General features: G+C 71.6%; 17 protein-coding genes and 1 pseudogene. 5 read left to right on the plus strand and 13 right to left on the minus strand.

All coding sequences use genetic code 11. The features are described 5' to 3' along the window. Window positions 1-77: 77 nt before the first annotated feature. The 12 genes from AC067Z_RS16635 to AC067Z_RS16690 form a co-directional block, all read right to left on the minus strand. A complete protein-coding gene (locus tag AC067Z_RS16635; RefSeq protein ID WP_478790238.1) occupies window positions 78-1,340 on the minus strand; it encodes an acyltransferase domain-containing protein in 1,263 nt (420 codons plus the stop codon). 11 nt (window positions 1,341-1,351) lie between these two features. Beyond that, window positions 1,352-2,188, minus strand: coding sequence for a cyclase family protein (locus AC067Z_RS16640; RefSeq protein WP_478790239.1), 837 nt, complete (start codon window positions 2,186-2,188; stop codon window positions 1,352-1,354). Beyond that, window positions 2,185-2,745 carry a methyltransferase family protein gene (locus tag AC067Z_RS16645; protein ID WP_478790240.1) on the minus strand — a complete coding sequence of 187 codons (561 nt, stop codon included), beginning with the start codon at window positions 2,743-2,745 and terminating at the stop codon, window positions 2,185-2,187. The genes AC067Z_RS16640 and AC067Z_RS16645 overlap by 4 nt, the downstream gene beginning before the upstream one ends. Further along, window positions 2,742-3,725, minus strand: a complete 984-nt coding sequence (locus AC067Z_RS16650; protein ID WP_478790241.1) for a PfkB family carbohydrate kinase — start codon at window positions 3,723-3,725, stop codon at window positions 2,742-2,744. Before AC067Z_RS16650 ends, AC067Z_RS16645 begins: the two co-directional genes overlap by 4 nt. 132 nt (window positions 3,726-3,857) lie before the next feature. Beyond that, on the minus strand, window positions 3,858-4,313 hold the full coding sequence (locus tag AC067Z_RS16655) for an SRPBCC family protein (protein WP_478790242.1): 456 nt from the start codon (window positions 4,311-4,313) through the stop codon (window positions 3,858-3,860). A gap of 4 nt (window positions 4,314-4,317) precedes the next feature. Beyond that, window positions 4,318-4,590 (minus strand): acyl carrier protein, encoded by a 273-nt coding sequence (locus AC067Z_RS16660; protein WP_478790243.1) that lies wholly within the window; start codon window positions 4,588-4,590, stop codon window positions 4,318-4,320. An 89-nt stretch (window positions 4,591-4,679) separates the two neighbouring features. Beyond that, a complete protein-coding gene (gene acpS, locus AC067Z_RS16665) occupies window positions 4,680-5,171 on the minus strand; it encodes a holo-ACP synthase (protein WP_478790244.1) in 492 nt (163 codons plus the stop codon). Further along, the gene (locus AC067Z_RS16670) at window positions 5,150-6,391 is read right to left on the minus strand and encodes a beta-ketoacyl-[acyl-carrier-protein] synthase family protein (protein WP_478790245.1); all 1,242 of its coding nucleotides are present in this window, start codon (window positions 6,389-6,391) and stop codon (window positions 5,150-5,152) included. The genes acpS and AC067Z_RS16670 overlap by 22 nt, the downstream gene beginning before the upstream one ends. Continuing rightward, window positions 6,388-7,683, minus strand: a complete 1,296-nt coding sequence (locus AC067Z_RS16675; RefSeq protein WP_478790246.1) for a beta-ketoacyl-[acyl-carrier-protein] synthase family protein — start codon at window positions 7,681-7,683, stop codon at window positions 6,388-6,390. The genes AC067Z_RS16670 and AC067Z_RS16675 overlap by 4 nt, the downstream gene beginning before the upstream one ends. A 2-nt stretch (window positions 7,684-7,685) precedes the next feature. Then, complete coding sequence (locus AC067Z_RS16680; RefSeq protein ID WP_478790247.1) at window positions 7,686-8,765, minus strand: methyltransferase domain-containing protein; 1,080 nt, start codon at window positions 8,763-8,765, stop codon at window positions 7,686-7,688. A gap of 9 nt (window positions 8,766-8,774) precedes the next feature. Next, complete coding sequence (locus AC067Z_RS16685; RefSeq protein ID WP_478790248.1) at window positions 8,775-9,818, minus strand: methyltransferase; 1,044 nt, start codon at window positions 9,816-9,818, stop codon at window positions 8,775-8,777. Then, window positions 9,815-10,246: a cupin domain-containing protein gene (locus AC067Z_RS16690; RefSeq protein ID WP_478790249.1), complete on the minus strand. Its 432-nt coding sequence runs from the start codon at window positions 10,244-10,246 to the stop codon at window positions 9,815-9,817. Before AC067Z_RS16690 ends, AC067Z_RS16685 begins: the two co-directional genes overlap by 4 nt. A 362-nt stretch (window positions 10,247-10,608) precedes the next feature. Here AC067Z_RS16690 and AC067Z_RS16695 point away from each other — a divergent pair. Continuing rightward, a pseudogene (locus tag AC067Z_RS16695) lies at window positions 10,609-10,704 on the plus strand (RICIN domain-containing protein); the annotation flags it as partial. A gap of 130 nt (window positions 10,705-10,834) precedes the next feature. Here the strand turns inward: AC067Z_RS16695 and AC067Z_RS16700 are convergent. Further along, a complete protein-coding gene (locus AC067Z_RS16700) occupies window positions 10,835-12,538 on the minus strand; it encodes a ricin-type beta-trefoil lectin domain protein (RefSeq protein ID WP_478790250.1) in 1,704 nt (567 codons plus the stop codon). Window positions 12,539-12,887: 349 nt separating this feature from the next. Between AC067Z_RS16700 and AC067Z_RS16705 the strand changes: the two genes are divergently transcribed. The 4 genes from AC067Z_RS16705 (at window position 12,888) to AC067Z_RS16720 (ending at window position 17,159) form a co-directional block, all read left to right on the plus strand. Further along, the gene (locus tag AC067Z_RS16705) at window positions 12,888-14,612 is read left to right on the plus strand and encodes a LuxR C-terminal-related transcriptional regulator (protein WP_478790251.1); all 1,725 of its coding nucleotides are present in this window, start codon (window positions 12,888-12,890) and stop codon (window positions 14,610-14,612) included. Window positions 14,613-14,771: 159 nt separating this feature from the next. Further along, window positions 14,772-16,166: an FAD-binding oxidoreductase gene (locus AC067Z_RS16710; RefSeq protein WP_478790252.1), complete on the plus strand. Its 1,395-nt coding sequence runs from the start codon at window positions 14,772-14,774 to the stop codon at window positions 16,164-16,166. A gap of 166 nt (window positions 16,167-16,332) precedes the next feature. Next, on the plus strand, window positions 16,333-16,749 hold the full coding sequence (panD, locus tag AC067Z_RS16715) for an aspartate 1-decarboxylase (RefSeq protein ID WP_478790253.1): 417 nt from the start codon (window positions 16,333-16,335) through the stop codon (window positions 16,747-16,749). Window positions 16,750-16,817: 68 nt separating this feature from the next. Next, window positions 16,818-17,159 (plus strand): GNAT family N-acetyltransferase, encoded by a 342-nt coding sequence (locus tag AC067Z_RS16720; RefSeq protein ID WP_478790254.1) that lies wholly within the window; start codon window positions 16,818-16,820, stop codon window positions 17,157-17,159. The last annotated feature ends 191 nt before the right edge of the window (window positions 17,160-17,350 follow it).

The raw sequence follows: 17,350 nt of genomic DNA on the forward strand, positions 1-17,350 counted from the left end.
CCGGTTGGCCGCATTACCGGCCGGTTGCCTCGTTGCCGGCCGTCGCTTCATGTGTCCGTGCGGACATTCGCCCGCCCTCAGGGACGTATCGGCGCACCCGCGGTGAAAAGCCTCCCGAGCCCGCGCAGCATCGCCTCGGCGCCGTCCGTACTGCGGCCCATCGACGCGATCCACACCCGGTCCCCGCCGGGCAGGCAACGCGGGCCGAGACCGGTGAGTGCCCGGCCGGGACCGATCTCCACGAAGACCGTGGCACCGAGTGCGTCCAGTGTCCGGATCCCGGCGTCGAAACGCACCGGGCCGCGCATATGAGCGCTCCAGTGATCCGGATCGTCCAGTGCGTCGTGGCCGGAACTCTTCCCAGTCACTGTGGAGATCATCTCCACGCGCGGCGCGGACACCCGCACCCCGGCCGCCACGGCCCGCAGTTCGTCGAGGAACGGCTCCTGGAGCGGGGAGTGCAGCCCTTGCGGCACGGGAAGGGAGGACGTCCGCACTCCCAGAGCCGTCAGCCGCTCCACGACCACGGCCAGTTCGGCGGCCGAACCGGACAGCGAGACGTCGTCGGGGGAGAGGACGGCGGCCACCCCCACCTGCGGAGCCTGGCCGGCGAGCTCCGCGAGCACCCCGAGGACGACGTCCTCCCCGGCGCCCACCACACACATCGCACCGTCGTCGACCCGCGCGGCCAGCGTCGTCTCGGCGGCCACCAGCGTGACCGCGTCCTCGAGCGTGAGGGCGCCGGCCATGTGTGCCGCCAGGTACTCGCCGGAGCTGAAGCCCATCACGGCGTCCGGCTCCACGCCCCGTTCCCGCCACAGCGCGGCCAGACCGCAGCCGACCGCGAACGTGGCGAGCGCCGCGTGCGGAAGGCGGTGGATCTCGGGGCCCGTGTGGGCTCCCGCGTCGAGCAGCTCGGCAAGGGGCATCTTGACGTACGGGGCCGCGGCCTGTGCGCAGCGGTCGAAGGCGGCACGGTAGACAGGTTCGGTCCGGAACAGATCCATCCCCATGCCGGCGAACTGCGCGCCCTGACCGCTGCAGAGGAACGCGATCCTCGACGGCTCCTCCGCGGCCACCCCGGCGGACACCTCGCGGACATGTCCGCCGTCCAGATGCGCCGACAGACGGCCGGCCAGTTCGGCGGCGCTGTGCCCGGTCACCGCGAGCCGGTGCCGGGCCCCGGGCTCGACGGCCTCGAGCGCGTCGGCGCACAGCGCGCGGGGCGACCGGTCCTCGAGGCGGGTGAGCAGGGCCACCGTCCCGCGCGCGAGTTCGGCGAGGTCCGCCGGGGTCCGGGCAGCGAGCGGCAGCAGATGGGCGGTGGGTTGCACAGTCACGGGAAGCTCCTTCAGCCGTCGGTACGGGCGACCGCGCGGCACCATGCCGCTCCCGCGTCGGCCAGCGCGATGGGGAATGCCATGAACGTGAACGGCCCCTCGGGCACATGGCGCAGGCCGCCGAGGCCCTCTATCTGGATGAACTCCCGCTCCCTGCCGTGCATGTGCGCCGGCCACAGCGCCGACGAGTCGCCCGTGCCGAAGAACTTCTCCACCATCGCCCGGGCCGGCCCGTCGAAACTCCAGCAGTCGGTGCCCAGCACCTTCACGCCGAGGTCGAGCAGATGGTCGACCGCTTCCGGGGTGATCGCGGTGGACTCGGTGTAGTACGCGGGACTGCCGAGCCGGAGGTCGGAGTCCGTGCGGAAGAGCACCACGGTCCCCGGCCCCGGCTGCGCCCCGGAACGCTGCAGCGCCTCCTTGACGTCCCGTTCGGTGACCGTTCCCCCGCACTCGCGCACGTCCAGGACGAGCCCCGGGCCGCAGAACCACTCCAGCGGCAGGTCCATCACCTTCTTCGCGGGCTGCCCCTCGCACGTCGGCCCGTAGTGGAACGGTGCGTCCACATGGGTGCCCTGGTGCACGGACATCCGGTAGAACTCGTTGGAGAGGAAGCAGCCGCCGGGTACGTCCCGCTCGCGCAGCCGTCGGCGTCCGGACAGCCAGCGCAGATAGTTGACAACCCGGTCGCGCCGGGTGTCCCCGGGCAGCGCACGGATACGACGGGAGAGAATCCCGACGCCCTCCCGGTGCAGCCACTGCTCGAACTGCACGCCGGGAGCACGGCGGCGCACCGGAATGCTCAGATCGGTGTAGACAGGGCCGGAGCCCGAGCTGTTCGTCGTCACGGTCGAACCTCGTTCGCAGGTGTGTCGTTCGCGGGCGGGCCGGTGCGGGCACCGGATGCGTCGGCCCGGGTCCGCCCCGGGCGCACGGAGGGAAGCCATGCGGGCACGGAACGCCGGTAGCGGGCGTACTCCTCGCCGAAGGCCTCCAGCAGACTCGGTTCCTCGACCCGGACCGCGGCCACGTACGACACGGTGAGCACCACGGCGGCCCAGAGGGCGACGGAAGGCGCGGGCCACAGCAGGGCCTCGCCGACCAGAACGAGCGTCATTCCGGCCGCCATCGGGTTTCTGACGACCCGGTACCAGCCGTCGGTGACCAGATGGTCCGGCGGCAGATCCCCCAGCGGGGTGGACTGCCGCAGATAGACCCGGTCCACAGCGAACGCCGTCATCCAGGCGCCCAGCAGCACCAGCAAGATCCCGGCGGGGAGTGCGACGGCACGGGTCAGCGGCACGGCGGGGCCGGGCAGCCACAGTCCCAGCACGGTGGGCACGATGCCCGCCACCACCAGCGGAACCGCCAGCGGGCCGGGCCGCAGAGTACGGCGCCGGCTCATGCGGCACCCGCCATGACCAGGGCACCCGCTGTCGCCGGGCCGTCGCCGTAGACGGCACGGATCCGGTCCAGGACGCCCACGGCCGCCGGGCCGTACTCCTGCGTCCCCACGGTCTCCAGCGCCAGCGACGCCACGACGCAACCGAGACGGCAGGCGTCCTCCGGTGTCAGACCGCGTGCGATGCCCGCGAGCATCCCGGCGCGCAGCGCGTCACCCGCACCCGTCGCGTCCGCCGCCACCACATCGGGCACGGCGGGCACCACGACGGGCTCGTGACCGTCGCGTTCGAGCAGCACACCGTCGGCGCCCAGGGTTGTCACCCAGGTGCCGACGCAGTCCAGGATGCGCCGGGCGCCCCAGCCTGACCGTTCCTGCAGCAGCCCTGCCTCGTACTCGTTGGTGAACAGGAAACGGGCCCCGCCGATCAGGAACTGGACGTCGCTGCGGCTCATGCTCGCGATCTGCTGCGAGGGATCGGCGGCGAACGGAATCCCGGCCGTCAGGCACTCCTCGGTGTGCCGCAGCATCGCCTCCGGTTCGTTCGGCGACACGACCACGAGGTCGAGCCCGCCGGCGCGTTCGGCCACCGGGCCCAGCGGGATACCGGCCGCGGCGCGCATCGCGCCCGCGTGGAACGAGCCGATCTGGTTCTGCTCGACGTCGGTGGTGCAGACGAACCGCGCCGTCTGCTCGTGCGGCACCACGGTCACCGAGCCGGTGTCCACGCCGTGCTGCTCGAGCCAGCTCCGGTAGTCGTCGAAGTCCGCGCCCGCCGCACCGACCAGGATCGGCGTCAGCCCGAGAACACCGAGGCCGAAGGCGATATTGGCGCCGGCCCCGCCACGGCGGATGTCGATCCGGTCCACGAGGAACGACAGGGACAGCACACGCAGCCGGCCGGCCACGAGCTGCTCCGTGAAACGCCCGGGGAAATGCATCAGATGGTCCGTCGCGATCGATCCGGAGACGGCGATACGCATGGCGGTCTGCCTCCTGGCGGAAGAGGATGGCGTGGCTCGGGAGCCGGCGGGGGAAGCGGCTGCCCACCGCTGGGGCGGGAGCAGCCGCACGGCCCTCCAGGTGTCCGGCGGTCGGCCCGGACACCCTGGTCGTCAGGCGGCCTTCACGGCTCCCGATTCGATCTTTTCCTTGATGTTGACCTGGTTCTCCACGGTGTGCGTCTGCATGCGTTCCAGGACGGTGTCCAGCGGGACGGTGAACTTCTCGTCCAGCTCGAAGTCCTGGATCCAGGTCATCCGCGTCCCCGACGGGATCGCCGTGCACGTCCACTTCAGGTGCATGAAGCCGAACGGGAAGAGCGGATCGCGCCGTTCGGCGATCGCGACCAGTTCGCGGTGGTCCACCAGCCGCCACGAACGCCAGCTGCTGCCCTCCTCGTTGGTCAGCTCGAAGACGATCTCGGTCCAACGGCCCTCGCGCTCCTGCGAGACGACGACCGCCTTGTGGTACTCGTTGAAGATCTCCGGCCAGCGGGCGATGTCGTTGATGATGCCGAAGACGTCCTGCGGGTCCGCGGCGATGTCGATGGTGTTCTCGATCCTGGGCAACGTCTCATCCCTCCGTCGCGGCCACACCGGCGGGCACGCCCGAGGAGCGCAGCCGTGTCACACAGGCGATCAGGTCGGCGAGGGTCCCGAAGGTACCCTCGGCGTCCGCGTCGATGGAGATGCCGAAGTGCTCCTCCAGCGCCACGACGATCTCCACCATCTCGGTGGAGTCGATGTCCAGGTCCTCGGCGAGCCGTGCTCCGTCGAGGAGTTCGTCCTCCTGGAAGCCGACCTTGCACATGACCGAGACGACTTCCCGGCGTATGTCCGTGTCCATGTGTCCTTCCATTCCTTCGCTTCCTTCGCTGATCCGGCCCGGGTCCGGTCCCTGAGAGGGGGAGCCCGGCGCCCAGGCCCGGACAAGGCCTAGCTCGCCAGGGCCACCGCGACCGCCACACCCGCGTCATGCGTGATGCTCAGATGGAGCCGCGTGAGCCCGGCCAGCCGGAATGCCTCCTCGGCACGGCCGGTGAGCGTCGGCAGCGGCTCGCCCGAGCCGCCGCGGGTGATCTCCACGTCGTGCCAGCCGGCCCGTGTGCCGTATCCGGTGAGCGTCTTGCGGACCGCCTCCTTGGCCGCGAGCCGGCCGGCGATGAAATTCAGCCGGTATCCGGTCGACGTGCCCGCGCACAGGGTGCGTTCGGTCGGGGTGAGCAGCCGGGCGACCAGCCGGTCGCCGCGCCGGGACACCAGAGTCTCCAGACGGACGACGTCGACGACATCGATCCCGACGGCCCCCACCCCGGCCGGAGCGAGCGCTTCCCGCGCCCTCGGCGGATGCGGCACGGACCACGGGTTGGCGATCCGGCGCGCCACCTCGTCGGCCACTGAGGCACTCAACTCCGCAGCAGCAGACACGCGTTGACACCTCCCAGGCCGCGGGAGACGACCAGGGTGTGTTCCCACCGGTCGGCCCGGCGTGCCTCGCCGCGCACCAGGTCGAGATCGATGCCCGGCGCCGGGCGGTCGAGATTGGGCGTCGGCGGGATCAGGCTCTCGCGCATCGCGCTCAGCGCCAGCACCGCGTCCGCGGGTGCCGCGGCTCCCAGCAGATGACCGAACCCGGCCTTGGGCGCGGTGACGGGCAACCGGTCGGCGTCCGCACCGAACGCCTCCCGCAGCGCGTATCCCTCGGTGACGTCCTCGAACGGCACGCCCGAGCCGTGGGCGAACACGGCGCCGATGTCGGCGGCCGTGACACCGGCCCGCTCGACCGCCGTCGTCATGGCACGGCCCAGCACCTCGCCCGTCGGCTCGACGGTGTAGTAGGGCATGTAGCCGTCGGTGCTGACGCCCCAGCCGCCCAGCTCACCGTGGATGACGGCGCCACGCGCCTCCGCGGTCTCACGGCGCTCCATGATCAGGAACACGGCACCCTCGGCGAAGACGCTGCCGCCGTGGCCGGCATCGAACGGCCGGTACAGCTCGTGCGGTTCGAGATTCGCGCGGGACTTGGCGCCCAGCCCGCTGGTCTCCAGGCACAGCCAGCCGTACGGCGACAGAGGCGCCTCCACGCCGCCGGCGATCACCATGTCCGCGTGGCCGCGCTGCAGCGACTCGGCGGCGCCGATCAGGGCGTACGCGCCACTCGCCCGGTCCGCCACGAAGGTGCGCGCCGGACCCTTGATGCCCTGGTCGATGCAGATGTTGCCCTGCGGAGCCGCGGGGAACCAGGCGGTCGCCTGGTACGGGCTCACCGCACGAGGACCCTCGGTCCACAGCTTGCGCAGCTCGCGCTCGGCGAACTCCCAGCCGCCGAGGACGTTGCCGACCATCACGCCGGTGCGCTCGGCCGGGACGTCCTCGCCGACGGTGAGACCGGCGTCGGCCAGTGCCTGCCGTACGGCGTGCACCGCGAGATGGGTGAACCGGTCGGTGCGCTTCACGAATCGTGAGGGCAGGTGGTCGCCTGCCGAGAAGTCGGCCTGTCCGGCGGCGGTACAGGCGTAGTGGGCCGCGTCGAACCGGTCGATGCCGGTGATCCGCCGCTGTCCGTCGCGGACGTCCGCCCACAGCGGGTCCACACCGGTGCCGGACGGCGTGACCGCGCCGATGCCGGTGATGACGATCGCGCTCATCGGGTGGCCTCCTCGGATGCCGTCGGGACCGCGCGGGTGACCATGGCCGCATGCAGGCCGGCGAAGCCGCTGGCGTCCTTCAGGACGGCGTCGCCGTGCCATGGCCTGCCCGTGCCGGGCACGTAGTCCAGGTCGCAGGTGGGGTCGGGGGTCTCGTAGTTGGCGGTGGGGTGCACGAAGTGCCTGCGGTGGGCGAGCGCGGTCAGCACGATCTCCATGGCGCTCGCGGCCGACAGGGCGTGGCCGAGCATGGACTTGGCCGAGTTGACCGGGATCTGCTGGGCGCGTTCGCCGAGCGCGAGCTTGAGGGCACTGGTCTCGCAGGTGTCGTTCTGCGGGGTGGAGCTGCCGTGCGAGCTGACGTGGTCGATGTCCTCGGGGCGCACCCCCGCGTGCTCCATGGCCTGAATCATTGCGCGGGTGAGATCGGCTCCGTCGGAGAGGAGGTCCGTCATGTGCACGGCGTTGGAGGTGTGCGAGAAGCCGGAGATCTCCATGTACGGAGTGGCGCCGCGCCGCAGCGCGTGCTCCTTCTCCTCCAGGACGACGATGCCGCAGCCCTCGCCGAGCACGAAACCGTCACGCCCCGCGTCGTACGGCCGGGACGCGGCCTCGGGCCGGTCACCGTAGGCACGGGACAGACAACTGATGATCTCGAAGGACGCGACGGTGACGGGCGTGATGGGAGCCTCGCTCGCACCGGCGATCATCACATCGGCCTCGCCGTGGCGGATGGCCTCGAAGGCATGACCGACGGCGTCGATGCCTCCGATGCAGCCCGTCGACAGGGTGACGCACGGCCCCTGCGCGGCCAGGAGCGCGGAGAGCACGACACCGGGGGTGTTGGACATGGACGCCAGATACAGGCCCCGGCCGGCCAAGGAGGGGTCGATGGGCTTGCGGCCACGGTCGGTGACGGCGAGAAACTCCTCCTCCATCATCGGGGTTCCGCAAATGGCGGTCGACAGCGATATCCCGGCGCGTTCCGGAGCGTATTGCCCGGGGTCCAGACCGGCGTCACGCAGCGCCTGGAGCGCGGCCGCCACGGCGAACTGGGAAAACCTGTCCAGGCGTTGCACCTCGGGCGGCAGCGCCGGGATGTGGTCCTCGAAATCGGGGACCTCCGCTATCGCGTCGGAGACGAAGTCGAAAGAACCGAAGAGATCCGAAACCGTGATCTCGGAAAGGGATTTGGTGACGCTCTTTCCTGCTGACACGACGTCCCACAGGGCTTCTGTTCCGACGCCTGCCGGGCTGACCACTCCCAGCCCGGTGACCACAACTTCTCGCATATTCATCGCCTCTGTCCTGTCAGGGCCGTGACCAGCCCCCGTGTGACGGTCTGTTTCGGCACGAGTCCGGACTGCTCCATCGCAGCGCGGCAGTCGGCAGGGTCCCGGAGCCCGCCGTGACGGGTGTTCACCAGCAGGCTGAGATCGAGCATCGCGCGGGGCAGCGGCGGACCGCCCTGCCCGGCCCGCATGATGTCGGCGAACACCAGCGTTCCGCCCGGACGCAGCATCCGGGCGCAGCCGTCGATCATCCGCGCGGTCTCGGCCGGCCCCGCGAAGCGCCCGGCGTGGGCCATCACGACGGTGTCGAACGTGCCGTCGGGAAACGGCTGCCGCGGTCCGAAGTCCCCGGGCACGAAGCGGAACCGGCCGGCCGCCGGGGTGTTCGCCACATTGCCCTGAGCCACCTCCAGCAGCCCCGGCACATCGTGCGCGGTCACCTCGGCGGCCGGGTCGGCGGCGGCGAGCGCGATGCCCCACTCGCCGCTGCCCGCGGTGTAGTCGAGCACCCGGCCGGCGGGCGTGAGCCGCAGGTCCGCCACCACGGCGGCCGCCATCGGCGCCGCCAGCGGGAACGCTCCGGCGAACATGCCCGGGTGGCGCCCGCGTTCGCCGGGAGGCCCGAGCCGGGACCCACGGACACCTGTGCGCACCGCGTCGGTGAGACGTGCCCAGTTGTCCCACTGCTCCAGCACCTCGGTGAAGTGATCACCGAGATGTCCCGGCCGCCCCGGGACGAGGTACTCCGCCGCCTGCGGCGTGAGCCGGCGCCCGGTGGCCCCGTCCCCGGCGACGAGGCCGAGATCCGCCAGGGCGTTCAGCAGCCGGGTGAGCGCGCCGGTGTCGCAGTGCAGCACCGACGCGAGCGCCCCGTCCGGCTGCGGGCCGTCGGCGAGTTCGGTGAACACGCCCAGTTCGACGGCTGTGCCGAGCACCCGGGCGCGGGCGAAGCCGAAGTTCAACGCGAGCAGGGAACCGGGATCCGGACGGCGCCCGGCATCGGGGGCAGCCTCGGCGGTTCCGTGCGCCCGGGCGGAAGCCTCGGGGCTTCCCTGGACGCCGCGCTGAGTGTCGCGTGTCACCGACAGCCCCTACTTCGTCGCCACGACGAGACCGGAGAGCAACGAGATGTTGCTGGTCTCCACCGAGCGGAAGCCGGCTTCCTTGACCCAGCCGATGATGTCCTCGTCGTCCCGGACCTCGCCCTCCTCGGTGTTGACGAGGAGGATCAGCCCGAACATGTACGGGAACAGGCCGGTGGCCAGCGACGGCATGTGCGCGTGCACCAGCAGCCGCCCGCCCTCGGGCAGGTGCTCGTGGATGCGCTTGATCAGGTGCGAGGCGCGCTCGGGACCGTAGCCGTCGAGCACATGGGACAGCAGCACCGTGGAGCTCTCGGGCCACGTGTCGTTCATGATGTCCGCGGGGTGCGGGGTGACCTGGTCGCCGATCCCGGCGTCCGCGACGTTCGTGCGGACGAGGTCGATGACCGCCGGGTAGTCGAGCGACGTCACCTTGAGGCCCGGATTGTGGCGGGCCAGCGCGATCGAGTAGTCACCGGAGCCGCAGCCCAGGTCGATGATGTGGTCGACGCCCTCCAGCGGGGCGGCCTTGGCCAGCTTGTCGGCCTGCAGACGCGAACTGACGCGCATGGCCTGGATGAGCCGCGCCGTGCCCTCGCGGCCCTCGCCCGCCGCCGCACCCTGGTCGCGGTACCCCTGCTTCAGCACCCGCTGGTTCAGGGAGGCGTTCTCCCGCACCGCTTCGGCGAGCTTGTCGAAGTGCGCGAAGTGCTTGTTCTGGTGCTCGGCGAAACCGCCCATGTACTCGGGCCGGCCGGCCACCAGATAACGGGAGGTCTCGGCCGAGTTCGCGTACGCCTCGCCGTCACGCCGGACGAGGTCCAGGCCGGTCAGCGCGACCAGCAGGGCGCGGGTCGGACGCTGTTCGAGGCCGAGACGGCCGGCGAGCTCGCCGATCGTGAGCGGCCCCTTCTCGAGGTTCTCGAAGACGCCGAGGTCGAGGGCGGTGAACACGGCCTTCGACTGCAGATAGGCAGTCAGGATGCCGTGCACACGGGAGGAGTCGTCGGCGGTGCCGGCCTCCGGCGTCACGGGGACGGATACGGTCGTCACTTGCCCTCCTGGGAACTCGCGTACTCGGGAAGCTGCGTGTACTCGTACGGGTCCTCGGAGAGGAAGAAGTTCCGCACGGGCGGCCGCTCGCACGGCGCCACGACCAGGAACCGGCACGACTGGCCGGGGCCGGTCACAAAGCCGTGCGGCTCGTTGCGGGGGATGAAGACGGCATCCCCGGGGCCCACCTGCTCGGTACGGCTCTCGCCCGGCATGACAAGGCCCATCGAGCCGTCGATGACGTAAATTTCGTGTTCCCACTCGTGGTAATGCGGCGGAGTGGAACCGTTGGGTGCGAGCTCGAATTCCGTGAGGACGAACCGGTCCGCGCCGTCCGGGGTGTCGATGAGCTTCCTGTGCAGTGCCTCTTTCGCCCCCGGCTCCCTGACGACTTCCGCTTTCACGTCCGTCCTGTGGACCTTCTTCATCGAATTCCCTTCGCCATCTGCACTCGTGATCTCGTGCCTGACGCATCGAAACTAGACGCGGTTCGAAGGGTTTTCGATGGGCACACCTCCCGGCCGGCCCGTGGCATCTGCCCGTGGCCGCCAGGGATGTACGCCCAGGCATCCGGGACAAGCGCCCAAGTGCTCCGCCGTGGCGGCGGGAACCGGAATTCGGGGAAGCGCGAGTCGTGCCGAGGGGCTTCGGCGCGATGCGGCCGGGGCACGGAGGGGGCCGCGGGGATGGTGACGCCCCGTCAGCATGCGGGCCCGGGCGGCCAAGTGGACCGCTACGAGTGGCTCCCCGGGCAGTGACAACACTGCGCAACCCGTAGTCCGGCAGGTGCCTCGACGTGACGGGCCAGAACCCGGCCGACGGCACACGGCTGCAGATCTGGACATGCAGTGGCAACGCGAATCAGGTGTGGCGGCTGCCCGTGTGACGGCAGCACATGAGTGAACACCCCAACCGCGAACGCCCGTCGGGTCCGGCTCGGTGCCGGGCCCGACGGGCCTCGGCACACCGGAACGCGAGAAGACGTTCGGAGCGCGTCAGGGAGCCGGACGCGGCGGTCACTGCCCGCCGGTCCAGCGCTGGTCGCTGTCTCCGTCCGCCGGGTCGAAGTCGAGCGCGCTTCCCGCGGAGCCGCCCAGCGGTTCGAGCGCGAAGTCGGGTGCGATCAGAGGGCGGATGGCTCCCTCGCCGTCACTGGTGAAGCGGAGGTTGAGGCCGTTCTTCCCGGACACCGAGGAGCAGGACCAGATGCCGACTCCGCGGTCCGTCGCGCCACGCGAGTCCAGGCAGTAGTCGGGGTCGGCGCTGTTGCGCAGGACGCCGACGGACTCCAGCCGCCACATCTGGGTCGCGGAACCGTTGCACGGGGTCGTGACGACGTCGGTGCGATTCTCCATCACGGCGTCCTCGCCGCCCGCAACATCCAGACAGAGTCCGGTCTCCCCGTTGACGACGGGGGTGTAGCCGCCGCCGGCGGAGATCGGCACCACCCGGGGCGGGGCGGCCTTCGGCGGCGCGGGCGCAGGCGGCCGCGAGGCCGGGCGCGACGGCTCGGGCGACGAGGTGGTGGGACCGGGCGATCCCGAGGGCTTTTTCGACGGCGCGGCGGTGGCGCTCGCCGAGGGCGTGGGGAGGGGCGAGGCGGCCGGTGGCCACGCCTCGCGGTCGGAGGTGTCCTGCGTGCGGGCCTCGTCGCCGGCCGGAGCGGAGTCCGTCGAAAAGGTCACCGTCAGCGTGCCGACGACGACGGCCACGACCGCCACCGCGACGACAACGGCGAGCCGCGACGGCCGCGTGATGTCCTTCCACGGGGGCCTGTTGGCGCGCCGCTCCTGGGACGGAAGGACCGCGGGCAGGGCGGCCCTGCTCGCCCACGGGTCCGTCTGGGCCGGCAGGGCGTCGAGCGGACCGCGCACGGGGCCACGGACGACGTAGGCCCCGCCGCCCCATCGGAGCAGGCCCTCGGCCAGCACGGCCCGGGGGTTGTCCGTCATCCAGGCCAGTTCCGCGACCAGTCGGGCACAGCTGGGGCACTCCTCCAGATGGACGGTCAGGTCGTCGCTGCGCCTTCCGTCCCCCGGCCGGGTGGCGACATCGATGATGCGGCGGAACCCCATGCACCTCCTGTCGCCGCCACGCTCCAGGGACGTCTGGATGTAGGCCCGGCGCATGGCGTCCTGCGCCTTGACCCGCTCCTCCTGGACGAGGTCCGGGCGGACGCCGGTGAAGACGGCGACCGTCGCGTCGGGCTCCTCGTCCACCACCGCGTACCAGAGGACGCCCTTCGTCAGCTCCGGCAGCCGGTGGAAACCGGTCGGCATCGCGGACGCCGTCCGCAACCGGGGCTGAGGGGAGTCGGGTTCGAACGATTCGGAGAGATCGATGTTCTCGTCCAGCCATGCGGCGAATCCGGGCACGAGCCTGGCCCGGCGGCCACCGGCGGCCCAGGCGAGCCCCACCCGGTGAACTGCCGTCAGAAGATGGTGTCCCCAAGGCCCTTGGGGGTCGATGCCCCGGCAGGCCTCCTGGGTGGCGAGGTCGAAGGCCTGCACCGCGAGCTGGTTTCCGGCGAGTGTGCTGCGTCCGCAGAGCATGGCGTAGCTGCGCAGCGCCGGGATGTGGCGGCGCTTGAGCTCCTGAGTGGCGTGATACGCGGTGGGGGCGCCGGCACGAATCCGTTCGGTGATGTCCGCGTCGGACAGGGCGGTGCAGTCAGGATCCTCGTTCACGGGATCGGGAACGGCCTTGTGGAGCTTCGACACCCTCTGAACCCCTCGTCCACTGATGGCGCGACCGACGCGTCCGGCCGTCCACACATCCGCCCGTCGGTGCGCCGGCCCGGCATGCGGAACGTGCCGTCGCCGTTGTTACTGGCCGGAAACAGCACTCATAGTGGAGCAGGGGAGTCCGCGTGGAAAGATGTTTCCGTGGGTAACTCGGCGGACGCGATCGGTTCCTGAGTCGCAACGAACCTGCATGGCCGGACAGCCTGCCCGAGGCATGGCACCTTCCGACTGCTGTCTGCTCAGTGCTGTGCGCATGCCGTCGTGATCCGACGCGGGGGCGTTCCCCGGTCCCCGGGCTCCTATCCTGGAGGGGAAGGGAGCGGCCATGGCCGTCCAGCCGGCCCCCTCGCTCGAGCGGGCGCGGGACGCGGCGGCCCGGGAGTCCTGGGCCGAGGCGTACGCCCTGCTGCGCGCACTCGACGGTGCGCCCCGCTCGCTCGACCCCGCAGATCTCGGCATCCTGGCCGACGCCGCATGGTGGGTGGGCCGGGTGGAGGAGTCGGTGGAGGCACGGCTGCGGGCCCACGCCGGTTACGCGGCGGCCGGCGACAACCGCAGCGCGGGCTGCACCGCCTGGTGGCTGTATTTCGAGTACCGCGGCCTGGGACGCCCGGCTGCGGCCGCGGGCTGGCTGCGCCGCGCGCGCGGCCACCTGGAGAACGACCCGGAGTGCCCCGAGCAGTGCTTCCTCGCCTGGACCGACGCGGAGGAGGCCCGGGTCGGCCGTGACACCGACGCCGCGCTCGCCGCTACCCGCCGGATGCGGCGCATCGCCCAGGACTCGGGCAGCCCGGAGCTCGTCGCTCTGAGCCGCCAGGCGCATGCCGCGGTGCTGTTCGCCGACGGCCGCCGTGCCGAAGGTCTTGCGCTGCTCGACGACACGATGTGCGCGGTCACCGCCGGGGAACTCAACGGCATGTTCACCGGCTGGCTCTACTGCATCGCGCTCACCCAGTGCATGGCCGCGGCCGACTTCGCGCGCGCCGTCGAATGGACGGACGCGGCGATGGCCTGGTGTTCCGTTCCCTGGTCGCAGCACACCGCACCGCCCCCCGACGGAGCCGGACCGGCGGAGACCGTCACCACCGACAACCCCTTCCGCGGACTGTGCCGCCTCCACCACGTCGAGGTGCTCGATCTGCTCGGCGCCTGGCGGAGGGCCGCCGCCGCGGCCGAACAGGTCTGCCGGGAGGTGTGGCCCGACAGCCTCGAAGCCGCCGCGGCCGCCCACTACGCGGCCGGGGAGATCCAGCGCCGCCGCGGCAGGCTGGACGCCGCCGCCCTCTCCTACGCCCGCGCCCACGAACTCGGCTTCACCCCGCAGCCCGGCCTCGCCCTGCTCCGCCTCGCCCAGGGGAAGGCGGACGCCGCCATGACCGGTCTGCGGCTGGCCCTCGCCGGCCAGGGCGACACCGCCGGTCTGCTGGGGCGCTCCCGACTGCGGGCCGCGCAGACCGAAGTGGCGCTGGCCGTCGGGGACCGCGACTGCGCCGCCGCCGCGGTCGCCGAACTCGAAGCACTCGCCGCCACCGGTCCCCGCGTTCCCGGCGCAAGCCTGCTCCGTGCCACCGCGGACACCGCACGCGGGGCGCTCGCCCTCGCCGAACACGGGAGCGCGGCACCGGACCGGGCCCTCGGCCCGCTGCGGCGCGCGCTGGCCGGCTGGCTGGAGATGCGGATCCCGTACGAGGCCGCGCAGGTACGCATGCTGCTCGCCGCGGCGGACCGTGCGGCGGGCGACGACGAGGCTGCGCAGCTGGAACTGCGGGCCGCCCGCGCCGCCTTCGAAGAACTGGGTGCCACCCCGGACGCCCGGCGGGCAGCCGCACTGCTGAGCGGTAAGCCGACGACGCTGCCCGGCGGACTCACCCGCCGGGAGGCCGAGGTGCTGCGGCTGCTCGCGGCGGGCGGCACCAACCGGGTCATCGCGCAGGAGCTGGTGATCAGCGAACACACCGTCGCTCGGCACCTGAACAACATCTACGGGAAGCTGGACGTCACCTCCCGCGCCGGCGCCACCGCCTACGCCTGCTCCCACGGCCTGGCCTGATCCGCAGGTGACCGGTGAGCCCCCCGCATGGGCTGTTCTGCCCATGTCCGGCTGTCGGCCGAAGTGGACGTTTCACGCGATGCCCGCCACGGCACCACGGCCTACAACGGACGAGTGAGACAAGGGACGCCCCTGCCGGATCCGAAAGCTGGTGCCGTCATGACCACGCTCACCACCCCCGGAGCACAGCTTCCCGACCCCACTCTGGAGCCGCTGCACGCCGCCGTCCGCGGCGATGTCGTCGAGCCCGCCGACCGCTCGTACGACGCGGCGCGCCGCGTCTACAACGCGCTCCACGACCGCCGCCCTGCCGTCGTCGTCCGGGCCGTCGACGCCGGTGACGTGATCGCCGCCGTGCACTTCGCACGCGACCATGCGCTGCCGCTCGCCGTCCGCGGCGGCAGCCATGCCGTGGCCGGGCACGGCACCTGCGACGGCGGGCTGGTCGTGGACCTGTCCCGGATGCGCGGGGTCCGGGTGGACCCGGTGACCCGTACCGCGCGCGCCGAAGGCGGCTGCACCTGGGGCGACTTCGACCACGCCACACACGCCTTCGGGCTCGCCACCACCGGCGGGGCAGTCTCCACGACCGGGATCGGCGGGCTCACCCTCGGTGGCGGCATGGGGCACCTGGCCCGCCGCTGCGGCCTGAGCTGCGACAACCTGCTCGCCGCGGATGTCGTGACCGCCGACGGCACGCTGGTGTCCTGCGACGCCGAGCACCATCGCGACCTCTACTGGGCGCTGCGCGGCGGGGGCGGCAACTTCGGGGTCGTGACGTCCTTGGTGTACCGGCTGCATCCGGTGGACATCATCCTCGGCGGCGCCACCTTCTATCCCCTCGACGCCGAGGTGGCGCGCCGCTGGCGGGACATGATCGCCGACGCCCCCGAGGAGTTCAACGCGATCTTCGGCTTCCTCCTCGGACCGCAGGCACCCTTCCTGCCCGAGCGGTGGCACGGCCGCCCGGTCTGCGCTGTGCTGACGTGCTTCAGCGGCGCTACCGACGAGGACGACACGATCCGCGCCCGGCTCGCCGGACTCGGGCCCGTCATCGGCGAGTTCCTCGACCGGATGCCGTACCCGGTGATCAACACGCTGTTCGACGAGGACCTGCCGCCCGGCCTGTACCACTACTGGAAGGGCAACTTCAGCCGCGAGCTGTCCGACGGCGCCATCGACGTCCATGCGACGTACGGCGCGACGATCCCCTCGATGGAGAGCGACACCGTGCTCTTCCCGATCGACGGCGCCTGCCACCGCGTCGGCCCTCAGGACACCGCGTTCGCCTACCGTGACGCCGCCTTCTCCCACGCCTTCGGCGCCAGTTACACCGATCCCGCGGACACCGAGGACAACGTCGCCTGGACGCGTGCCTACGACGCGGCGCTGCGCCCGCACACCGGGGAGGCGGGATACGTCAACTTCATGGACAACGACGACCAGGACCGGGTGCGCGCCAACTACCGGCAGAACTACGACCGGCTGCGCGAGGTCAAGCGCCGCTACGACCCCGGGAACCTGTTCCGCCTCAACCACAACATCGCGCCGTGAGACCGGCGCCGCACCGACCTGACAAAGCCCCGGCGGAGTCGTTCGCGGGGCAGGCAAGTCCTCGAAAACTGGGGGAAGCCGACCGAACATGCGACGTTGTAGGCTGCGGGGACGGCCCTTGACCTGCGGAAAGCGGGCAGGGAGCAGACAGAACGGGAGTATTCGCATGCTTCGGACCATGTTCAAGTCCAAGATCCACCGGGCCACTGTGACCCAGGCCAACCTGCACTATGTCGGATCCGTCACCGTCGACCGCGATCTGATGGACGCCGCCGATCTGCTGCCCGGCGAGCTCGTCCACATCGTCGACATCACCAACGGTGCCCGCCTGGAGACCTATGTGATCGAGGGCGAGCGCGGCAGTGGCGTCATCGGCATCAACGGCGCCGCCGCGCATCTCGTCCACCCCGGTGACCTGGTGATCCTGATCAGCTATGCCCAGGTCGACGACGCGGAGGCACGCTCCCTCGTGCCCAGCGTCGTGCATGTCGACGCCGGCAACAGGATCGTCGCTCTCGGATCCGACGCGTCCGCCCCCGTGCCGGACAGCGACACCGCCCGCAGCCCCCACGCCGTGGTCTGATCACGCCGCGCGCCGATGCGACCGTCGGCCCGGCGCCCCCGCCCCCACCCACCGAGGAGACACAGCACGTGGGATCAACCGAGATCCGTGACAACCGGCACGTCGGCCTCCTGGAGGCGTACGAGGACGGGGAGGTGGCCGGCCGCATCCAGTACTTCGTACTGAACGGGGACGTCGCCGCGCTCGTCGCCGTGCACACCGTCGTCGAGCAGGGGCACGAGGGCAAGGGCCTCGCGGGCGCGCTCGTCCGCGAGTTCTACACGATGGCAGCCCGGGATGGCGTGCCGGTCGTACCGCTGTGCCCCTATGCGGCGAAGTGGGCCGGCCGGCACCCAGAAGAGGCGCCCGAGGCACCCGCCGGGCTCGTCCGCGAGGCCGAGGAACAGCTCAAGGACCACCCCGAGCTGTAACGGGCGGCGCATGCGGCCCTGCCACCCCGGGAGGACACTGAGAGCAGGAGTGGCGTCAGCCCGGGGTGGGCTGCCCGGCCCCTGATCCGCCGGACATCCCTGGGGCGTGCCTGCCCGGCACGGGGCCTGCGCGCACGCGGGCCATGACGGCCGGCGATCCGATCCCTGTTCGCTCGGGGGGTTCCCGGAGA

The sequence above is a fragment of the Streptomyces sp. NPDC043812 genome, from assembly GCF_056436245.1.

Coding starts and splice junctions, on each gene's coding strand:
- AC067Z_RS16710 (WP_478790252.1), top strand. CDS start 14,772: ATGACCACGCTCACCACCCCCGGAGCACAGCTTCCCGACCCCACTCTG.
- AC067Z_RS16645 (WP_478790240.1), bottom strand. CDS start 2,745: ATGAGCCGGCGCCGTACTCTGCGGCCCGGCCCGCTGGCGGTTCCGCTG.
- AC067Z_RS16670 (WP_478790245.1), bottom strand. CDS start 6,391: ATGAGCGCGATCGTCATCACCGGCATCGGCGCGGTCACGCCGTCCGGC.
- AC067Z_RS16660 (WP_478790243.1), bottom strand. CDS start 4,590: ATGGACACGGACATACGCCGGGAAGTCGTCTCGGTCATGTGCAAGGTC.
- AC067Z_RS16705 (WP_478790251.1), top strand. CDS start 12,888: ATGGCCGTCCAGCCGGCCCCCTCGCTCGAGCGGGCGCGGGACGCGGCG.
- AC067Z_RS16690 (WP_478790249.1), bottom strand. CDS start 10,246: ATGAAGAAGGTCCACAGGACGGACGTGAAAGCGGAAGTCGTCAGGGAG.
- panD (WP_478790253.1), top strand. CDS start 16,333: ATGCTTCGGACCATGTTCAAGTCCAAGATCCACCGGGCCACTGTGACC.
- AC067Z_RS16650 (WP_478790241.1), bottom strand. CDS start 3,725: ATGCGTATCGCCGTCTCCGGATCGATCGCGACGGACCATCTGATGCAT.
- AC067Z_RS16675 (WP_478790246.1), bottom strand. CDS start 7,683: ATGCGAGAAGTTGTGGTCACCGGGCTGGGAGTGGTCAGCCCGGCAGGC.